The following is a 17,368-nucleotide window of genomic DNA, read 5'->3' as shown; positions in this document are numbered from 1 at the left end:
ATACCACTCCTGACAACTTAACCATGAGGAAGAACGTCACATGCCTACGTTGTGCCAACCCTCTTGCCAGCCTCGATTATATCGTCGCTGGCTTTTTTTGTTAGCGGCCTTACTATTAGGCGTAAGTCCCAGTGCATTTGCAGTGACCGGTGAACTAGATCTAACCACCTCTACCGTTGGCTTTTTTGCTGTTGCGATTTTCGTCCTGGCGTATGCATTAGTCATGGCGGAAGAAAAGATCCATATGCGCAAGTCTAAACCGGTGTTGGTGGCAGCCGGTATCATCTGGAGCCTCATCGGCTGGGTGTATGTCCAAAACGGCATGTCGGACGCGTCTGAGTACGCTTTCCGCGTCACGCTGTTGGAGTTCACCGAGCTGATGCTGTTCTTGCTGGTGGCCATGACCTATATCAATGCCATGGAAGAGCGTCGGGTCTTCGATGCATTGCGTTCCTGGATGCTGCGTAAAGGCTTTAACTACCGAACCCTTTTTTGGCTGACCGGCGGTCTCGCCTTTGTGTTATCCCCCATTGCCGACAACCTTACCACCGCACTCTTGATGTGCGCGGTGGTGACCAAGGTGGCCGAAGGCAACCAGCGCTATATCAACCTGGCCTGTATCAATATCGTGGTGGCCGCCAACGCGGGGGGTGCGTTTAGTCCCTTTGGCGATATCACCACTCTAATGGTATGGCAAGCGGGCATGGTGGAGTTCCAGGAGTTCTTTATTCTGTTCTTCCCCGCCCTGGTCAACTTCCTGATTCCTGCCTCTATCATGAGCCTGTTTATCAAGGATGAAAAGCCCGCAAGTGTTTATGAAGATGTGTGGATGAAGCGTGGCGCCCGGCGCATTGTGCTACTGTTTTTATTGACGATCGTGACCGCCGTACTGTGTCACGTTGTGCTCCACCTACCGCCGGTGTTGGGCATGATGACCGGCCTGGGCTACTTGCAGTTCTTTGGTTACTACCTGCGCCGCAGCCTGCCGCGTTCGCTGGAGCGCAAGCGCGAGCGTTATAGCCGGCAAGGGGACAACCGCAAGCTGGAGCAGTTGGGTAGCGTGGTGCCGTTTGACGTCTTCAACCGCGTAGCGCGGGCCGAGTGGGATACATTGCTGTTCTTCTACGGCGTCGTTATGTGCGTTGGCGGGCTGGGTTTTATGGGCTATCTCGGCTTGCTTTCAGAAGCGCTGTATACCGGCTGGAACGCCACCGCGGCCAACATTGTATTAGGCGTTGTTTCTGCTGTGGTGGACAACATCCCCGTGATGTTTGCGGTGCTGACCATGGAGCCTGATATGTCCCATGGCCAGTGGCTACTGATTACCTTAACCGCTGGCGTCGGGGGCAGCCTACTATCGATAGGCTCCGCGGCCGGTGTGGCGGTTATGGGTCAGGCAAGGGGTTCCTATACTTTTATGGGCCACTTGCGCTGGTCGCCGGTTATTCTGCTCGGCTACATCGCCAGTATTCTGGTGCATATGTGGCTCAACGCTGAGAGCTTTACGCTCTTCAGCTAAGCCCGATCAAAAGAGAAATAGATGGCACTATTTCTTTTCCTTGTATCTCTTTACCCCTTTTCAGCGTGCTGGAAAGGGGTTTTGGTATAGCCGTTTAATAGCTTTCGAAAAGATACTCAATGGGTGTCGGGCGGCCAAATAGATAGCCCTGATAGCGGTAACAGCCGTGGCCTCTTAGCCAATCGAACTGCTCTTTTTTCTCCACTCCTTCCGCGACCACGGTTAAGCCTAAACTTACCGCAAGTAGAATCGTGGTATCGACAATCGCTGCGTCTGTCTTATCGGTCAGCAGCTCGCGAATAAACGATTGGTCAATTTTCAATTCATCCAGCGGTAAGCGCTTCAGGTAACTCAGCGATGAGTAACCGGTACCAAAGTCATCCAACGCAAAGCGAATCCCCCTAGCACGCAGTTTCAACATCGTGCTACGCACCCTCACCGGCTCGTGCATCAACAGGCTCTCGGTGACTTCAAGCACCAAGCGGTTCGGCGGCGCCAGGGTTTCTGCTAATAGCTCTTCAACATCACGTACAAACTCCGGCTGCTGAAACTGCACTGAACTCACGTTGACGGAAATACTTAACGGCGCATAGGCCGGTTGATGAGACCATTTCGCTAGCTGCTCGCAAGCTGACCGCAGCACCCAGTAACCGATCGGCACAATCAACCGATTCTCTTCCGCAAGCGGGATAAACGTTGCGGGGGATACCCAGCCACGCTGAGGATGATACCACCGCAGCAGCGCTTCAACGCCGGTAGTCACGCCCTGATGGTCGACCTGCACTTGGTAATGCAGCGCCAGCTCGTTGCGCTTGAGCGCCTGATGCAAATCGGCTTCTAAACTGGCCCGTTCCAATACGCTGGTCTGCATTTCGCTGTTAAAAAAGCGCAGCGTATTGCCGCCCGCGCTTTTCGCCTGCTGCAACGCCATATCTGCCTGTTGCAGCACGCTATCCATACTGTACTCGCCAGCTCCCGTAAACAGCGAAATGCCAATGCTGGCACTGATTGGTAACGAGTGACTGCTTCTTAATTGCGCAATGACTTCCAGCAGTTGCCGCCCCACACGCTCGGCTTTTAGTGCGGCGTCTTTTTGTTCCTCGCCCAGGTTCTTGATCAGCACCACAAACTCATCGCTACTGAAGCGGGCTAGCGTTACCTCTTCATCAAGCCGCTGGCGTAGCTGTTCAGCCACGCTGACCAAAAGCTGGTCACCACTCTCATGGCCCTGAATATCATTCACTAAGCGAAAATTATCCAGGTCGATCACCAGTACCGCACTGAAAAATATAGTCCACTCATCATGATCAATGGTAGCCGTTAAGGAGTCCATCAGTAGCCGCCGATTGGGCAGCCCGGTTAGCGAGTCATAGAAGGCTAGGTAGTGGGTGCGTGACTGCATTTCGAGGTAGTCAGTCAGCTCGGTCGAAATACCGCACAGGGAGGGAGGTGCGCCTGGGGACATGGAAAGCGGCATTTTAATCGATAAGAACGTTCTTACCTGGCTTTCACCCCGCAAAACGTTGCTCTCTTCTACCGTTACTTTTTTCCCCGAATCTAATACGTTGCGATCAACCTGGTTGATTTCCGCAGCGCTCCCGGCATCAAAAAACGCCGCATCGCGCTTACCGATAATTTTGTCGGCAGGCAGGCCAAATAGATCGCTCATGCGACGATTAACGTATTGATACTCCAAGCTTGGGGATTTGATATAGATAAAGGCATCGACGCTATCCAGAATAGTCGCCAGCATCTCTTTATTGGATTGCAGTAACGCCCGGTTATGCTGCATGCGCCGCTTGAGCAACAGGTTGCCCAGCAGCGCCAAAAGAAGGAACACAAGCAGCAAGGCGATGCCCCATCGCCCCAAGTAGCTGTCAATGCTGCGCAGAAGCTCCGCCGGAAGAGCTGCAGACGAGGCAAAATAGTACATAGTGGCTGTTCACTGGCCAGGCATGGTCAGCGGGCCCGCCCGCTCGACCACTCGCTGCCAGGCAGCGTCTTTTTCAATACGTGACACAAACGCAGCGATGGCAGGATACTTTTCCAACGACTGCACGGCGGCCATGGCCTGTAACGGGAAACTCATTTGAATATCAGCACCACTGGGCCACGGCCCGGCAAAATTACCCTGCGCCAACAAGTGCTGATTTATGAAGTTCAGGTGCTGTTTAAGCTGCGGTGCTAAGAAGCGCTTGCTTACCGTATCGCTAATTCCCTTAGCCAGTGGCTTAATCAGCCAGGGCGACTGTTTGGGAATTTGACTAAACACAAGCTGCATCACCAGCAGCGGCATTAATGACCCTTCGGCATAGTGCAACCAGTAGCGGTAGTCCACCCACGCACTCATATCACCGATGGGAGGCTGACAGCGCCCCTGCCCATAGCGTTGAACAAGGTAATCTATGATGGCGCCTGATTCGGCCACGGTAAAATCGCCGTCGGTAATCACCGGAGATTTACCCAGCGGGTGAATCTTTTTCAGCGAATCTGGCGCTTGCTGGGTTTTGCCATCGCGTTGGTAAACCACCAACTCGTAGTCCAGTTCAAGGGCTTCAAGTAGCCACAGGATGCGATGCGAACGAGACTTTTCCAGATGGTGAACGTGGATCATAAACACTCCGTGGGGCTGAGTCGCGCGCCAGCATTGCACTGGCGACACGTATTCCTTTTCTAATGGCACATTTAGCTTAGTACCATAAAGCCCATCATCATAGGAGCATTAGTATCAACGCAACGTCAAAATTAATGCTTATTAATTAGGTGCGTTATAAACGGTGCGCATGGCGCCAACGCGCCAGCAGATCCAGCGGTGACCACTTACCTTGCAGCCAGGGCGCTAGTAAACGCATAGAGAGCGGAATAAACACAAATACCATCACTGGCGTCAGCATTAGGGTACTCACCACCACCCGCGGCAGCAACGCCCAATCGGCCAATACGCCGCCGAACACAAACTGAAAGATCAGCGAGATAGGAAAGAAAGCCAGCCAGACAGCCACGGCCTGCTTCCAGCGCGGCGGTGCACTGCTGCCGGTTTGAAACCACGCATCCAACCCGGTGGCCCGGTGCTCATGGGGCGCCTCATATAAGCCTTTACCACGCGCCAACCACGCATGCCGTGAAGCGGAGTGCTCCCAAGCGGCTAAGGTCTCGCTGCTGCTAAAGCGGAATATAATCTGGTATTCATCGTCATCAGCCGGTGGCGACAGTACGCCAGAACCGAGGTAGCCAGCGAAGTCGGCCGCCAGTTCGCGCCCTTCATTAAGCCAACGATTAAAATCGGCGTAGCGGCCGTGCTCAACGCGACGAGCCACCATCAACGTGACGGGTGAGGCAGACATGGTATATCTCCTAATGTGTCTACAGCCAGCGCCGGGTAGGCAGGCTGTTTGCTTTCAAGGGGATAACCCTGAAAGTCCAATTGGCACATTATACAAGCAATGTTGATGCCATGTGATGAATGATTCGCTATACCCGTTGGCGCGACATGGATTCGCGCCCAGGCACAGGGTGGGGGCGCTCGCCGCGTTGAAAGGCGCATACATGAACATAGATATCCACAGCGCTGCGAATGGCATCGGCCTCTTGGGCGTCGGGCTCTACTACCGGGCCGGTATACTCACCTTCGCTACGCAGCACAGCCTCTAACTCGGTGCGGTAACGGTCGAGCAGGTGCTCCAGGTTGATGCGAATACGATGAACTTCCAGACCAAACGCTTGGCGTTGATCGGTGCGTTTAAGGATGTCCAAAGGATTTGAAGCGGCTTCGATCAAGCTTTCTAACGTAGCGAAAACTAACTTTTCAGCACTGTTTAAATTAGGAATAATGGAATAAATGAGGTCATTTAAAGTGATCGGTGTTCCATGGCGGTGCATAGGCGGTTCAACGTCCGGTTAAGGGGTCAATGCTAATAAATCGGCCCTGCTCAGAAAAACTTAATCGATAAATACCGCGCACACCGTCCCGGCCCACCACCCGCCGAATTGCTTCGGCGGGAAATATCACCCAACGGCCATCTACGCTGCGGGTTCGCACGTTGGCGATACGCCCTTCGTAATGGGCTAGACATTCATCATAATTAAGATTAATGACCACATCAATGGTTTGCATAGGGCAGGGATAGACTTGGCATAGGCTGGCATCGTGTCAGAAAAGTGTTGGCATCGCACAGCGCAAACTTGCACTGTCGGCGTTGCTCGCTAATACTTCATGGTATCCCAACTCGTACTTAGTCGGTAATGACCTATGGCCGTTTCTTCCATTAGCACTGTTTCTCACGCTGCCGGGACGTACCCTTCAGCGAATACAATGTCCCCGCGCGTTGAGCAAGCCGCTAAAGGCCGTGCTCTAGAAGAAGATACGGCGTCTACCGACGACCCAAAAACGACTAGTGCTAGTGAAGAGAGCAGCAGTGCCGAGGCTGGCCCCAAACGGGCTGACGGTACGCCCATGGCGCCGGATGAGATTCGGCTACTAGACCAGCTTAAACAGAACGACCGCGAAGTTCGCCAGCACGAGATGGCGCACCAAACCGTGGGCGGTGCCTATGCAGGCGGCGCCAGCTACGAGTATGAAGTTGGCCCCGATGGCAAGCGCTACGCGGTCGCGGGAGAAGTACCGATCGATTATGGCCCGGTACCCAATGACCCCCAAGCCACTATCGAAAAAATGCAAACCGTGATCGCCGCAGCCATGGCGCCTGCAGATCCCTCTCCCAAAGATCATCAAGTGGCTGCCCAAGCGCGTCAGTACTTGTTGGAAGCCAAGCTCGAAGCGTCCATGCAGCGCAGTGAAATGGAGCAAGCCCGCAGCAACGGCGCCGAGGCAACTTCTTCTGCTGATGAATCAGCCGCTAACGAGCAACCTTCAGAGGAACAAGCTGCTTAATTGTCCGCTAGCGCAAGAGAGCTCCACTCTTCACGGCTAGGCCAATTTGCCAACCAGGTAGGTAATGACTCGGCGGGCATAGGCCGCGCAATACCATAGCCTTGGGCTAAATCGCAGCCTAGCGCCATCAAGGCTTTGGCATGGTCTAAGGTTTCTACCCCCTCTGCCAGCATGGGCCGCTTAAAACGATTAGCCATGTAAATGACGCTTTCCACAATCGCCATATCATCCTGATCGGTGAGCATATCGCGGACAAAGCTCTGATCAATTTTGATCAGGCTGACCGGCAACTGCCGCAGATGGGTTAACGACGAAAACCCGGTGCCAAAATCATCAATAGCAAAACTCACCCCCAGCGACTGGCAGCGCGCCATATTTTGCAGCGCAGCCTGGATATCGTGCATTGCGGCGCTCTCCAGCACTTCGAGCTTGAGCATTACGGGCGGTACATCAGGGTAACGTGCCAATAACTCGCCAAGCCGCTGGCTAAAATCACTCACTAACAGATGCGTAGGGCTTATATTCACATTGATCGGCAGCGCGATACCCTGAACTTGCCACTCACTCAACTGACGCAGCGCTCGTTCAATGACCCACTCGCCAAGATCCACCTCCAACGGCGTGGTATCGATGATGGGTAAAAACTGCCCAGGTGCTAGCAGCCCATCTTCAGGGTGCTGCCAACGAATCAGCGCCTCTAGACCGACCACTTTGCCACTGCGCATATCGACCTGGGGCTGATAGTAAAGGCACAGTTCATTGTGAGTGAGGGCATCAATAAAACGCTGGCGCTGCTCATGGCGCACCTGCAGCAAGCGGTCATGGTTAGGGTCAAACAGGTGGAACGTGTCGCGGCCACGCTGTTTGGCACGATACATGGCCTGATTGGCATGCCGCAGCAGCACATCGCCCTGAACGTGGTCATTAGGGTAGAGCGTAACCCCCAGGCTCGCCGTCAGATGAACACTCTGGCCCTCAATCATCATCGGTTGTCGAATGGAGCCCAGCAACTTCTCGAAAAAGTCATCGTCGACACCGTGGTGCAGTAACAGCACGAACTCATCGCCACCCACCCGCGCCAGCACGTCATCGCCAAACAGCAGATGGCTGATGCGCTGTGAAAAAGAAGACAGCAGCGCATCGCCTACGGTGGGACCCAGCCGGTCATTAATATTTTTGAAGAAGTCGATATCCAGCGAACACACCGCCAAGGGGAGCTGCTTGGCTTCTGCATGCTGCATGGACTCTTGAATCAACTGCGTCAGCAGTTGCAGGTTGGGTAGCCCCGTGAGGGCATCAAAGTAGACTTCTCGATTAAGGTGGCGGGCATGGGCCGGAATGGCCGAAAGATCTGCGAGCACAATCACATGGTGATCGATCTCGCCGTGCTCATTGCGCACACGATTGATCGACATCATGCCGGGATAAAACTGGCCATCGTGACTACGGTAGCTCACCTGGCTTTTGCTACGGTCACGCAACTGCAGCTCTTCCCGCATCAACCGCGTGGTGCGGCTATCGTCCAGCGGTAAAATGCTGAACGCTTCTGGTGTTTTGCCCTGTACATCGCCCTGCGTAATCCCCGTTAATTCACAAAAAGCGGGGTTCACCTCCACCACCCGATTTTCCGCATCAGTAATAATGATCGCTTCGTTGGCGTAACTAAATACCGATTCAGCGGGTGACGCCGCATGGCTTACAGATGCCGTTGGCATCGCGTTCGAGCGGGGCAGTGAAGGCGATGGCTGGGAGTGCTGTTGAGACAAAGACTGTTCCTTCGATAAATTCAAGGATTCATACATATGTCTTTGCTCTCCTCGTCGTTTTTATAGAGCCGTCGCTATATAGGTTCGTTGTTATATAGAGCCGTTATTATGAAGACAGTAGTATTGCTAGGCATAATAACACCCTATGACGGCGAAGGTACTTTGCACTACAAAGTACCTTATCGGCTGACGAGGTAATTAGTTAAAGAGTTTGCTCAATATAATGGCAGGTAAGCTACGCGGGAGAGAGGGCTAAACGCTGGGTGGCCAACGCTGTATCGCGCACTTGGTAATCGCTCACTTTGCTGGTCATATCATCGGCCTGATCATCAAGGGAGCGGCTCGCCGCGGCCATTTCCTCAACCAATGCAGCGTTTTGCTGGGTCACCTCCTCTAACTGGGCCATGGCACGGTTAATTTGCTCAATACCCGCCGACTGTTCATGGGTAGCCGACGCCATTTCATCCATCAGGCTTGCCATTTGCCCTACCCGTTGAGCAATCCGCCCCAGAGCTTCATTGGTGGTAGTCACCAGGCTTTCGCCTTCTGAAATTTTGGTCACATTATTATCGATCAATTGGCGAATCTGGCTGGCCTCCTGGGCGCTGCGGCTAGCCAATTTGCGTACTTCATCGGCAACCACCGCAAAACCACGCCCATGCTCACCGGCTCTCGCCGCTTCAACCGAGGCATTAAGCGCCAGCAAATTGGTTTGGAAAGCGATGTTATCGATAGTCGCCACAATGCTAGTTACCTGCTCGTTGGCTTGCAGGATAAGCTGCATGGCTGTTTGGGCTTGAGAAGCGACTGCGGTGGCTTCTTTTGCCTCTTGAGCCACCTCCCCAGTCATCTGCTGGGCTTGCTGCGCGTTTTCAGCACTCTGCCGCACCGTGGCGGTAATCTGCTCCATGCTCGACGCGGTTTGCACCAGCGAGGCGGACTGCTCTTCGGTTCGCTGGGCAAGGTCTTGATTACCCTGCGCCATCTGATTGCTGGCCACCGCCACCGACTGCGCATTGCGCTTAACGTCAGCGACCAGCGCTTCGGTAACTTCCGACGATTCATTAAACGCCTGATATAGCTTTGATAACTCATCGCTACCCGGCACCACTAAGCGCTGTGTTAAATCGCTACCCCGGGTCGCGATACTGGTTAGCGCTTGGTTAAGCGATTGGGTAATGACGCGTACGATCAATACGGCAGCGACAATCGCCATCAAGCTGGCCACGAGCGCAATTACCGCATACTGCCAAAGTGCCTGTTGGGCCGACTCACGCAGCGCGACAGTCTGGGCCACCACTGTATCTGCCACGCTATCCTCTAACGCTTTAAGGCGGGCAATTTTCACCGTTTGCCACTCAAACCACTGTTCCGGGTCGACACCATAACCGCCGGCTTGCGCTTGACTGATCGCCAATTCGCGCCGAGCCAAGAGACGCTCGATCTCTGCACCGCTCAATGCCTGGTCAAGCTGGTCGCGGCTTTCATCTCCAGCCAACAGGCGGAAGCTTGTCAAGAATGCCTGTTCCTCGCCCAGCAAGGACAAGAAACGGCGTAACGTAGCGTCGGGCATGCCGTCGCTGGCGAAGGCATTGGAAAGCAGAGCCCGCTCAATCCCCGCTAAATCTTTGGCTTCCAGCAGTTGGTAGTAGGCACTTAGCTGGCGAGCAATACCCCCTTCGCTGGTGAGATGCGACAGCGTACCCACAAAGGCCATTAGTTGGCCGTTGATGCCAGTGTAGTGGCTTAACGCATCGCCCATGGCAATATCCAGGTCATCGACACGTTTGCGCAAGGCTGCCTGGCGCTGCCACTGGGCGTCGATTTCGTTGAGTCGTTGCTGGGCAGCAGGCGTTAACAGCGCTGAATCCAAGGCATCACGCTGAGTTTGGAAAGCCTGCACAGCGGCGTCGGTGTTGGGTCGCTGCTCACGTAGTCGGTTGCCAAATGCTTCGCCTTCGCTGCCCAAAAAACCAGCGGTCATACCCCGTTCAAGCTGCATTTGGTGCACGGCGTCACCGGCACGTTGGGCCAGTTGGGTTAAGGCGTGCAGACGATCGAACTCCTGCACCGTCGCGCGCCGTTCCATAATGCCTTGCGCAGCAAACCAAGCCAGGGCAAGCAAGGGGAGCACCAACACACAGGCAAATTTAAACCGCATCGACATGCGGTTAACGATAGTTTTCATAGCTTAGCCTCAAATATATAGCGTCGTTGGGGTAAGCGGCGTGCTCAATTATTGTTGTCCGCATCAGCTGACGCGTTTAGCTAAGTCTGCCGCACTTTGCCGTTTAGTAAAATATGATTAATTTTAGGGGATGAAATAACGACAAGCGGCGCGAGTATAGGGCGTGTGAGGAACTCTATATTGATTCAAGTCATAAAGTCTGACAGATTTTCCGGCCTACCAAGCGGCTGAGTTGAGCGCCCCTTAAGGCGCTGGACTGGCGGCACCCAAAAAGCGCGCCTGCCAGTAATCGATCTCTAACGGCACGCTGACTACTGCACGGCCCTTACCAGGTGCATGAATCATTTGGCCGTTGCCACGATAAATTCCTACGTGGGTCGCTTTGCGACGGTCGCCAAAGAAAAGCAGATCACCAGGGCGTGGTTTTTTCACCTGTGGCAAGGCACGAAACTGTTCATCGGCGGAACGCGGAACACGAATACCCGCCGCCCGGTAGGTCATTTCCACTAAGCCAGAGCAGTCCAGACCATCGGGCGTATTTCCCCCAAAACGATACGGTGTGCCAATGGCCTGCTGAGCATGGGAGAGAATCAGCGCACGCTCCATAGAGAGTCCTGCGCGGTTAGGAGGCGCCTCAATGGGGGTAAGATCGCGGCTGGCACAACCCGCTAGTGCCAGTAGTAACAGGCAGGTAAGCAGCCACCTTCCAGAAGGTGCCAACCCGCAAGGTAGAGGCCACAGGCGAACCAGTAGCATGGGCAGCCGCTCCAATAAATCAACATGCTTTCATGATGGCGCAAAGCATGCCTAGCCGCCAATGGTTAGCGGCCAATCCACTCGACAAAGCTGGTTTCACCCAGCGCATGGCGTTCATGCCGCACCCGGCTCATTGCCGCGTAGGGTAAATCCATTGCCAGTACCCGCGAAAGCGGCTGCTCGATCACCTGGCGCAGCAGGCCATTGCAGACAAACAGATGCGCCACTACCAGCACATGCTTGCCAGGCGGGTTACTTAACAGCTGCTGCCAGGCCTCGGCTAATCGCGCGTCAAAGGCTTGCAGGGTTTCGCCACCGGGGGGAGACACCGCGGCAGGATCGAACCAAAAGGCACTCATTCGCTCGGTGCCCTCTTCGGCAAACACCTGGGCGTGGGTTTTGCCCTCCCACTGCCCCAAATGCAACTCGGCGAAATCGTCTTCCACCTGAACGGGCAGATCAAACTCCTCGCCCAGCCATAAGGCGAATTCACGGCAGCGTGTTAACGGCGAGGTAACGATCGCATCGTAGGGCAAATGCCCGTCGACCGTTTGCCTCATGACTGCATCGGTCACCTGCTGCCAGCCGGTTTCACTCAGCGGATGGTCGGTGGAGCCGCGGAGCATACGCCCGCCCACCGGCTCACCGTGGCGCAGTAAGTCAATCGTTGTTTGTTCGGCTTCAGGAAAGCGCATAGGGGTAACCTCGCCGATTTAGGCAGCTTGCAGTTTAGATAATTGCGTGACGCACGCGTGCGGAAATCCACTCCGACACCAGCACGGTAGCGAAAATCATAATAAAGATGACGCTAACTTGATCCCAGGCGAGGCTATTGATCGAGGCATTCAACTGCAGACCAATACCACCTGCCCCGACCAAGCCCAACACCGTCGACTCACGGATATTAATGTCCCAGCGGTAAACGCTAATCCCCGCGAACGCGGGCATCACCTGGGGCAGCACGCCGTAGTTCATCACCTGCAGTCGACTCGCGCCGGTAGCGCTAATCGCCTCAACGGGCGTGGGATGGATCTCTTCAATCGCTTCGTAAAGCAGCTTGCCCACAAAGCCGATGGAGCGCAGGGCAATGGCAATAATCCCCGCCAGTACGCCGGGGCCAAGAATGGTGACCAGTAGCATCGCCCAAATCAGCGAGTTAATGGAGCGCGATGAAACGATCACCATCAGCGCCAAACTGCGCACCAGCGGATGCGGCGTCGTGTTACGGGCGGCTAAAAATGCCACCGGAAACGCCATCATAATCCCTAACGCGGTGCCCAAAGTGGCGATATTGATGGTGTCCCACATGGGCTTCCAGAGCACATTGGCGTAGCTCCATTCGGGAGGGGTCATGCGGCTGATCAAATCTGCTCCCTGGCGGCCGGCATCTTCCACAAACACCCACATGGTGTTGTCGGAAATCATCTTCCAGCAGAGCAGAAATAGGCTGACACCCGCCAGCCAAGCCAGGTACTGCAACCATTGAGCGCGGGTGGTGCGCCGCCGCCAAACCGGCTGACCCTGGGGTGTAGTGGAAACAGGCATTTAAACTCTCGACAAATTAAGGGGCCAGAACTTACGGATCCAGCAGTTACTGAATCAGCGTTTACTGAGTCCAGCGGCGGACATGGCTTGAGCTGTACTCGCACAGCAGCACGATGGCGATGATAATCAGCAGAATCGCCGCGGAGGTGTCGTACTCATAGCGGCTCAGCGAGGTATTCAGCGTGGCGCCAATACCGCCTGCGCCGACAATGCCAATCACCGAGGACTCACGGAAGTTGATATCCAAACGGTACATGGAGAGCCCGATCAAACGCGGCATGACCTGGGGCTGCACGGCGTGGTTCATGGTTTGCCACCAACTGGCGCCCGTGGCGCGTACCGCTTCTACCTGCCGCCAATCCAAATCTTCAATATCTTCCGCCAGTAGCTTGGCCATAAAGCCAATCGTCGCGAAGGCCAGAGTAATCATGCCCGCAAAGGGCCCGAAGCCGAACATCACCACAAACAGAATCGCGATGATGATCTCCTGGAACGTGCGCGAAACGGCGATAATCGCGCGGCACACAAAGTAGATCGGCAGTGGTGAAATGTTACGCGCTGCCCCTAAACCCACGGGGATCGCCAGCAGCACACCCAGTACCGTGGAGGTGAGCGTCATGGTCAAACTTTCCAGCAATCCCGCGACGATATCGTCGTAGCGGCTGACAAAGTCGGGCTGCATAAAGGCGCCTAAAAAATTAACCGCACGGCCTGCGCCTTCCGCCACCCGCTCCCAGTTCACCTCAACCGAGGCAAGCGCTAAAGACAGATACACCACTGCACCAATGGCGAGCCCCCAGCGCAAGCGGGGACTGTCAATTAGCGGTAGTCGCCGCCACTGACCGTGCTGCGCCGCCTGCTGGCGTGCATGCTCGCTCATCGTGCTGCCCCCGCTTCGATTGACGACATCACCCGCGCGTAGGGAGGATTAATCGGAGCAGTGTTAGTCGCCTCATCGCCGCTGACTTCATCGTCCATTGGTTCAGGCGTGGTGTCCCAGTCCTCTTCACCGTAAATCGTGGTGAGGATCTCGCTGGTGAGGTCGCTGGGAAGGCCATCAAAGACGATTTCACCCGCCCGCAGGCCGACAATGCGGTCAGCAAATTGCTGGGCCAGCGCTACGTCGTGAATATTGATGATCGCCGCCAGTTCGCGCTCTGCGCACAGCTCACGAATCAAACGCATGATTTGGCGCGAAGTTTTTGGGTCAAGGCTGGCGGTGGGTTCATCCACCAGCAACAGCTTAGGACTTTGCAGGAGCGCCCTGGCGATACCCACCCGCTGGCGCTGGCCGCCAGACAGGGCATCGGCACGTTTATCGATGGCATGCGGCAACCCCACTCGCTCCAATAGACGGAAGGCTTCAATCACAGCCTCCTGCGGGTAGCGGCGCAGGAAGCTGCGCCAAAAGCCCACGTAACCGAGCTGACCTGAAAGCACGTTTTCCATCACGGTTAGGCGGTCTACTAACGCATACTCTTGAAAAATCATTCCCATGGAGCGGCGGGCATGACGCAGCTTATGTCCCGAGAGCTTCGTCAGTTCCGTGCCGTCCAAGCGAATACTGCCCTGAGTAGGCTCAACCAACCGGTTCACACAGCGAATCAGTGTGCTTTTACCCGCGCCAGATGGGCCAATCAGCGCCATCACTTGGCCTTTGGGCAGCGTTAGTTCAATATCCGTCAGCGCTCGATCCCCGGTAGGGTAACGTTTACCAACGCCGGTGAGTGTCAACATGGAAGTGCCTCATCTACATAGCGGTTCGGCCAGAAGGTTGCCCTCCTGGCCGATCGTATTGGGGTACTGCTTAAAGATTAATCGCAGTCGTAGGTCACGCCGTTGGCGTCAGCGATAGTGCGAATAACCGCCCAGTTATCCTGATAAGTAATCGGAATAAACTGCGCTTCGCCGGAGTTGGCGAATTCCGACTCTAGGGCCGTGCCTTCCCAGTCGTAGCTGAAGAACGCATCCTGAATCTTCTCGGCAAGTTCCGGGTTCAGGTTATTCGCCAGCCCGTAAGCGGTGGTGGGGAAGGTTTGTGAGGTGTAGATAATGTCGTAATCACCTTCGTTCACTACACCGCGGGAAATCATCCGCTTGCCCACGGAGTTAGCAATCGCCGCCGCGTCGTAGTCTTCGTTGACCACGCCGAGAATTGAGTTGTCGTGAGAACCAGAGAAAGCGGTCTCAAAATCTTCCCCCGCTTCCATACCGTACTCAGAGCGCAGCAGCGCAGAGGGGGCGCGGAAGCCAGAGTTAGAGGTTTCTGAGGTAAACGCTAGTTGGCGACCCTGCAAGTCTTCAACGGCTTCAATGCCGCTTCCGGGGTAGGTAATGATCTCCATTTCATAGCCAAAACTGCCATCTTCCGCGGCCATCATGGCGAAGGGGCGGAAACCACCGCAGTTAACCGCGACCGGTACGCCACCGGTATTGAAACCGGCTACGTGGAGACGGCCAGCGCGCAGCGCTTCCTGCTGGGCAGCATTGGACTGCACCGGGAAAAACTGCACTTTTTTGCCGGTGGCTTCGCTCAGGTGATCCAAAAAACCAGACCAGACATCAGCGTAAACCGCAGGATCTTCAACCGGCGTATAAGCAAACACCAAGGTATCCGGATCCACCCACTGTGACTCGTCGCTGGGAACATCGGCGACCATATCGCCATCGTTATCCACATAGCGCGATGAAAGATCCGCAGAGGCGTTCACTGCGACCAAGGCGAAGGCACTGGCAACGGCGGCACTGATTAACGTGCGGGAGAGGGATAATGTCTGCATGGGTCACCTGTAGCGTTCTGTAGAGTTATTAAAAGATGACAACATCCTGACGACTCCAGATGACAAAAATGGGGCACTTATATGACCACTTCGTGACGTTTTGGCGAAGGACAGTTAATCTACAGCTTGAAAAGCCTCGTGACCGCGGCGCTCTACAAACAGGCTGTTACCGGGAATTTTTTTCGCCTGGTGCTTCAGCTCAGAAAGCTCGCCTGCGATATCCAGCGATTGGCAGGTAGTCGTATCATGGATGGGTTTTACCGCAATCGAGACGCTCACAAAGGGAAAAAACGTCATTCTATTTTGACGGTTTTCGATGTGAATCCCGCCCTGAAGGCGGTCAGCCTCTTCATAGAAGCCCGGAGCCATCACCTCGAATGAGTGTAGAATTTGCTGACAAACACTTTCCCAGTACTCAAGCGGCAGCAACATCATAAAATCATCGCCGCCAATATGGCCAATAAAGCCCCCGGCATTCTCTACCTGTGCTTGCAGCAGCCGCGATAGCGAAATGATGATGTGGTCACCTCGGGCGTAGCCATAGGCATCGTTGAAGGCTTTAAAGTTATCCAAGTCAACATAGGCCGCAGCAAACCCATGCCCGGAGGCCAAATAAGCCGCCAGTGTTTCATTGATCAGGATATTACCCGGCAGGCCGGTGAGCGGGTTGGCATGCCGCGCTTGGCGCACCTGAATCGCGGTAATCTCACGCAAAAGGTCAACGATATTGCCCATCCCCAGGTAGTCTCCGTTAGCGTTAACGATGACAAAGTCCTCTTGCTCAATATCCCGGCTGTCGGTCAACTTCTGACTCAAAATCTCAAGCGGAGTATCCGCTTCGGCCACCAGCATGCGTGCATCAGCAACGTCCAGCACACGGCGCTTGGCATAAAGCGAATGGCTATAGGGGTTGGTAAATAGAGTTAAAAACGAGTTGCGTCGCACCACCGCCACGGGCTTACCATTCTCCAGCACGGCCACACAGCGCAAACTGGGTTGTTGGCGAAATCGCTCGGAGATATACGGCACTGCGCAATCCGTAGTTATGGCATCGGTAGCCCGTAAAATCGAGCGCGTGGTGCGACCCGCAGTGCTTTTTAATTGGGTGCTCGCTGGCAGCACCATATTGAGTTCTAAAGGCGGCTGCTGGTTGGGTCGGGCGAAATAGAAGCCTTGTAGTAGTGCGAGCCCACGGTCGAGTTCCCACAAGCAAAGATGCTCAGCAGCGGTCTCCACCCCTTCGGCGATCACTTGGCAGTCCAGGCTACGCGCCACATCGAGAATCGAACGCAGGAACTCTCGCTTGGCAGGATCCTGGTCAATGCCGGAGATAAAGTGTCGGTCGAGTTTAACGAAATCCGGGCGCAGCTCCGACCAGTGGCGCAGGCTTGAGTGACCTGCACCGAGGTCATCCAGCGCCACCTGGAAGCCCATGGTGCGGTAGTGATCCACCGCTTGGCGCATTAGCTCGTAGTCGTGGATTGGCACGTGTTCAGTGAGCTCGATCACCACCCGCTCTGGGGGCAAGCCGCTGTCACGAATAAAGCCAAGCGTTAAGCCTTCGCGAAAATCACGCTCTACGATCGTCAACGGCATAACGTTAAGAAACAGCAGGCCCGGCAGATCGAGCTCTGCAAAGCGGTAGATGGCTAACCGTCGGCAGAGTATATCTAATTCCACCAGCTTTCCGGCCTGAGTGGCTACTTCAAACAGTCGTAACGGCGAGTGAAGCGGCGATGTTTTAGGCCCACGAATCAGTGCTTCGTAGCCATAAATCGCCTGCTGGCTGGCATCCACAATGGGCTGAAAGAGCACGTGCAACTCTTCTGTTGCAATAATCTTTTGCAACCACTGCGATTCTTGTGCGGTCATTTGCCTGCTGCCCTATTCTGCCACCCTAATAACCAGCGGTGGTTCCTATGA

Annotated in this window: 16 protein-coding genes; 2 read left to right on the top strand and 14 right to left on the bottom strand. The window is 54.9% G+C overall.

What is annotated here, in order from left to right; all coding sequences use genetic code 11:
* Positions 1–40 precede the first annotated feature (40 nt).
* Positions 41–1,519: a sodium:proton antiporter NhaD gene (gene nhaD, locus RO22_RS18185; protein WP_009287900.1), complete on the top strand. Its 1,479-nt coding sequence runs from the start codon at positions 41–43 to the stop codon at positions 1,517–1,519.
* A gap of 94 nt (positions 1,520–1,613) precedes the next feature.
* Here the strand turns inward: nhaD and RO22_RS18180 are convergent, their stop codons facing one another.
* The 5 genes from RO22_RS18180 to RO22_RS18160 form a co-directional block, all read right to left on the bottom strand.
* On the bottom strand, positions 1,614–3,452 hold the full coding sequence (locus RO22_RS18180; protein ID WP_041158981.1) for a putative bifunctional diguanylate cyclase/phosphodiesterase: 1,839 nt from the start codon (positions 3,450–3,452) through the stop codon (positions 1,614–1,616).
* A 9-nt stretch (positions 3,453–3,461) separates the two neighbouring features.
* Positions 3,462–4,133 (bottom strand): glutathione S-transferase, encoded by a 672-nt coding sequence (locus RO22_RS18175; protein WP_027958206.1) that lies wholly within the window; start codon positions 4,131–4,133, stop codon positions 3,462–3,464.
* Positions 4,134–4,287: 154 nt separating this feature from the next.
* Positions 4,288–4,863, bottom strand: coding sequence for an antibiotic biosynthesis monooxygenase (locus RO22_RS18170; protein ID WP_009287898.1), 576 nt, complete (start codon positions 4,861–4,863; stop codon positions 4,288–4,290).
* 127 nt (positions 4,864–4,990) lie between these two features.
* A complete protein-coding gene (locus tag RO22_RS18165; protein ID WP_022520745.1) occupies positions 4,991–5,398 on the bottom strand; it encodes a hypothetical protein in 408 nt (135 codons plus the stop codon).
* A 7-nt stretch (positions 5,399–5,405) separates the two neighbouring features.
* Positions 5,406–5,633 carry a DUF2835 family protein gene (locus RO22_RS18160; RefSeq protein WP_022520746.1) on the bottom strand — a complete coding sequence of 76 codons (228 nt, stop codon included), beginning with the start codon at positions 5,631–5,633 and terminating at the stop codon, positions 5,406–5,408.
* Between the two features lie 135 nt (positions 5,634–5,768).
* Here RO22_RS18160 and RO22_RS18155 point away from each other — a divergent pair, with 135 nt between their 5' ends.
* Positions 5,769–6,410, top strand: a complete 642-nt coding sequence (locus tag RO22_RS18155; protein ID WP_009287897.1) for a putative metalloprotease CJM1_0395 family protein — start codon at positions 5,769–5,771, stop codon at positions 6,408–6,410.
* Here RO22_RS18155 and RO22_RS18150 read toward each other — a convergent pair.
* The 9 genes from RO22_RS18150 to RO22_RS18110 all read right to left on the bottom strand — a co-directional run bounded on the left by RO22_RS18150 (position 6,407) and on the right by RO22_RS18110 (position 17,317).
* Positions 6,407–8,212, bottom strand: coding sequence for a GGDEF domain-containing phosphodiesterase (locus RO22_RS18150; RefSeq protein ID WP_084625454.1), 1,806 nt, complete (start codon positions 8,210–8,212; stop codon positions 6,407–6,409). The two genes, RO22_RS18155 and RO22_RS18150, sit on opposite strands and share 4 nt — an antisense overlap.
* A gap of 199 nt (positions 8,213–8,411) precedes the next feature.
* The gene (locus RO22_RS18145) at positions 8,412–10,364 is read right to left on the bottom strand and encodes a methyl-accepting chemotaxis protein (RefSeq protein ID WP_041158980.1); all 1,953 of its coding nucleotides are present in this window, start codon (positions 10,362–10,364) and stop codon (positions 8,412–8,414) included.
* A 243-nt stretch (positions 10,365–10,607) separates the two neighbouring features.
* Positions 10,608–11,120 (bottom strand): C40 family peptidase, encoded by a 513-nt coding sequence (locus RO22_RS18140; RefSeq protein ID WP_022520749.1) that lies wholly within the window; start codon positions 11,118–11,120, stop codon positions 10,608–10,610.
* Positions 11,121–11,185: 65 nt separating this feature from the next.
* A complete protein-coding gene (locus tag RO22_RS18135) occupies positions 11,186–11,815 on the bottom strand; it encodes a histidine phosphatase family protein (protein WP_027958201.1) in 630 nt (209 codons plus the stop codon).
* 34 nt (positions 11,816–11,849) lie between these two features.
* Positions 11,850–12,665: a phosphonate ABC transporter, permease protein PhnE gene (phnE, locus tag RO22_RS18130; RefSeq protein ID WP_022520751.1), complete on the bottom strand. Its 816-nt coding sequence runs from the start codon at positions 12,663–12,665 to the stop codon at positions 11,850–11,852.
* Positions 12,666–12,726: 61 nt separating this feature from the next.
* Positions 12,727–13,545, bottom strand: coding sequence for a phosphonate ABC transporter, permease protein PhnE (gene phnE, locus RO22_RS18125; protein ID WP_041158979.1), 819 nt, complete (start codon positions 13,543–13,545; stop codon positions 12,727–12,729).
* Complete coding sequence (gene phnC / locus RO22_RS18120) at positions 13,542–14,402, bottom strand: phosphonate ABC transporter ATP-binding protein (protein ID WP_041158978.1); 861 nt, start codon at positions 14,400–14,402, stop codon at positions 13,542–13,544. The genes phnE (RO22_RS18125) and phnC overlap by 4 nt, the downstream gene beginning before the upstream one ends.
* A gap of 77 nt (positions 14,403–14,479) precedes the next feature.
* On the bottom strand, positions 14,480–15,445 hold the full coding sequence (gene phnD / locus RO22_RS18115) for a phosphate/phosphite/phosphonate ABC transporter substrate-binding protein (protein ID WP_041158977.1): 966 nt from the start codon (positions 15,443–15,445) through the stop codon (positions 14,480–14,482).
* 114 nt (positions 15,446–15,559) lie between these two features.
* Positions 15,560–17,317, bottom strand: coding sequence for an EAL domain-containing protein (locus RO22_RS18110; RefSeq protein WP_041158976.1), 1,758 nt, complete (start codon positions 17,315–17,317; stop codon positions 15,560–15,562).
* Between the last annotated feature and the right edge of the window lie 51 nt (positions 17,318–17,368).

The organism is Halomonas sp. KHS3 (genome assembly GCF_000830495.1).
In the GTDB taxonomy this organism is placed as follows: Bacteria; Pseudomonadota; Gammaproteobacteria; order Pseudomonadales; family Halomonadaceae; genus Vreelandella; species Vreelandella titanicae.
The sequence above is the reverse complement of the archived record's forward strand: the minus strand, read 5'-3'. Positions and strand labels throughout refer to the sequence as shown.

What these genes read in the sequence shown, in the direction of transcription:
- RO22_RS18175 (WP_027958206.1), bottom strand. Translation starts at nt 4,133, where the DNA reads ATGATCCACGTTCACCATCTGGAAAAGTCTCGTTCGCATCGCATCCTG.
- RO22_RS18170 (WP_009287898.1), bottom strand. Translation starts at nt 4,863, where the DNA reads ATGTCTGCCTCACCCGTCACGTTGATGGTGGCTCGTCGCGTTGAGCAC.
- RO22_RS18160 (WP_022520746.1), bottom strand. Translation starts at nt 5,633, where the DNA reads ATGCAAACCATTGATGTGGTCATTAATCTTAATTATGATGAATGTCTA.
- RO22_RS18150 (WP_084625454.1), bottom strand. Translation starts at nt 8,212, where the DNA reads ATGTATGAATCCTTGAATTTATCGAAGGAACAGTCTTTGTCTCAACAG.
- RO22_RS18165 (WP_022520745.1), bottom strand. Translation starts at nt 5,398, where the DNA reads ATGCACCGCCATGGAACACCGATCACTTTAAATGACCTCATTTATTCC.
- RO22_RS18140 (WP_022520749.1), bottom strand. Translation starts at nt 11,120, where the DNA reads ATGCTACTGGTTCGCCTGTGGCCTCTACCTTGCGGGTTGGCACCTTCT.
- phnC (WP_041158978.1), bottom strand. Translation starts at nt 14,402, where the DNA reads ATGTTGACACTCACCGGCGTTGGTAAACGTTACCCTACCGGGGATCGA.
- RO22_RS18180 (WP_041158981.1), bottom strand. Translation starts at nt 3,452, where the DNA reads ATGTACTATTTTGCCTCGTCTGCAGCTCTTCCGGCGGAGCTTCTGCGC.
- phnE (WP_022520751.1), bottom strand. Translation starts at nt 12,665, where the DNA reads ATGCCTGTTTCCACTACACCCCAGGGTCAGCCGGTTTGGCGGCGGCGC.
- phnD (WP_041158977.1), bottom strand. Translation starts at nt 15,445, where the DNA reads ATGCAGACATTATCCCTCTCCCGCACGTTAATCAGTGCCGCCGTTGCC.
- RO22_RS18110 (WP_041158976.1), bottom strand. Translation starts at nt 17,317, where the DNA reads ATGACCGCACAAGAATCGCAGTGGTTGCAAAAGATTATTGCAACAGAA.
- RO22_RS18155 (WP_009287897.1), top strand. Translation starts at nt 5,769, where the DNA reads ATGGCCGTTTCTTCCATTAGCACTGTTTCTCACGCTGCCGGGACGTAC.
- RO22_RS18145 (WP_041158980.1), bottom strand. Translation starts at nt 10,364, where the DNA reads ATGAAAACTATCGTTAACCGCATGTCGATGCGGTTTAAATTTGCCTGT.
- nhaD (WP_009287900.1), top strand. Translation starts at nt 41, where the DNA reads ATGCCTACGTTGTGCCAACCCTCTTGCCAGCCTCGATTATATCGTCGC.
- RO22_RS18135 (WP_027958201.1), bottom strand. Translation starts at nt 11,815, where the DNA reads ATGCGCTTTCCTGAAGCCGAACAAACAACGATTGACTTACTGCGCCAC.
- phnE (WP_041158979.1), bottom strand. Translation starts at nt 13,545, where the DNA reads ATGAGCGAGCATGCACGCCAGCAGGCGGCGCAGCACGGTCAGTGGCGG.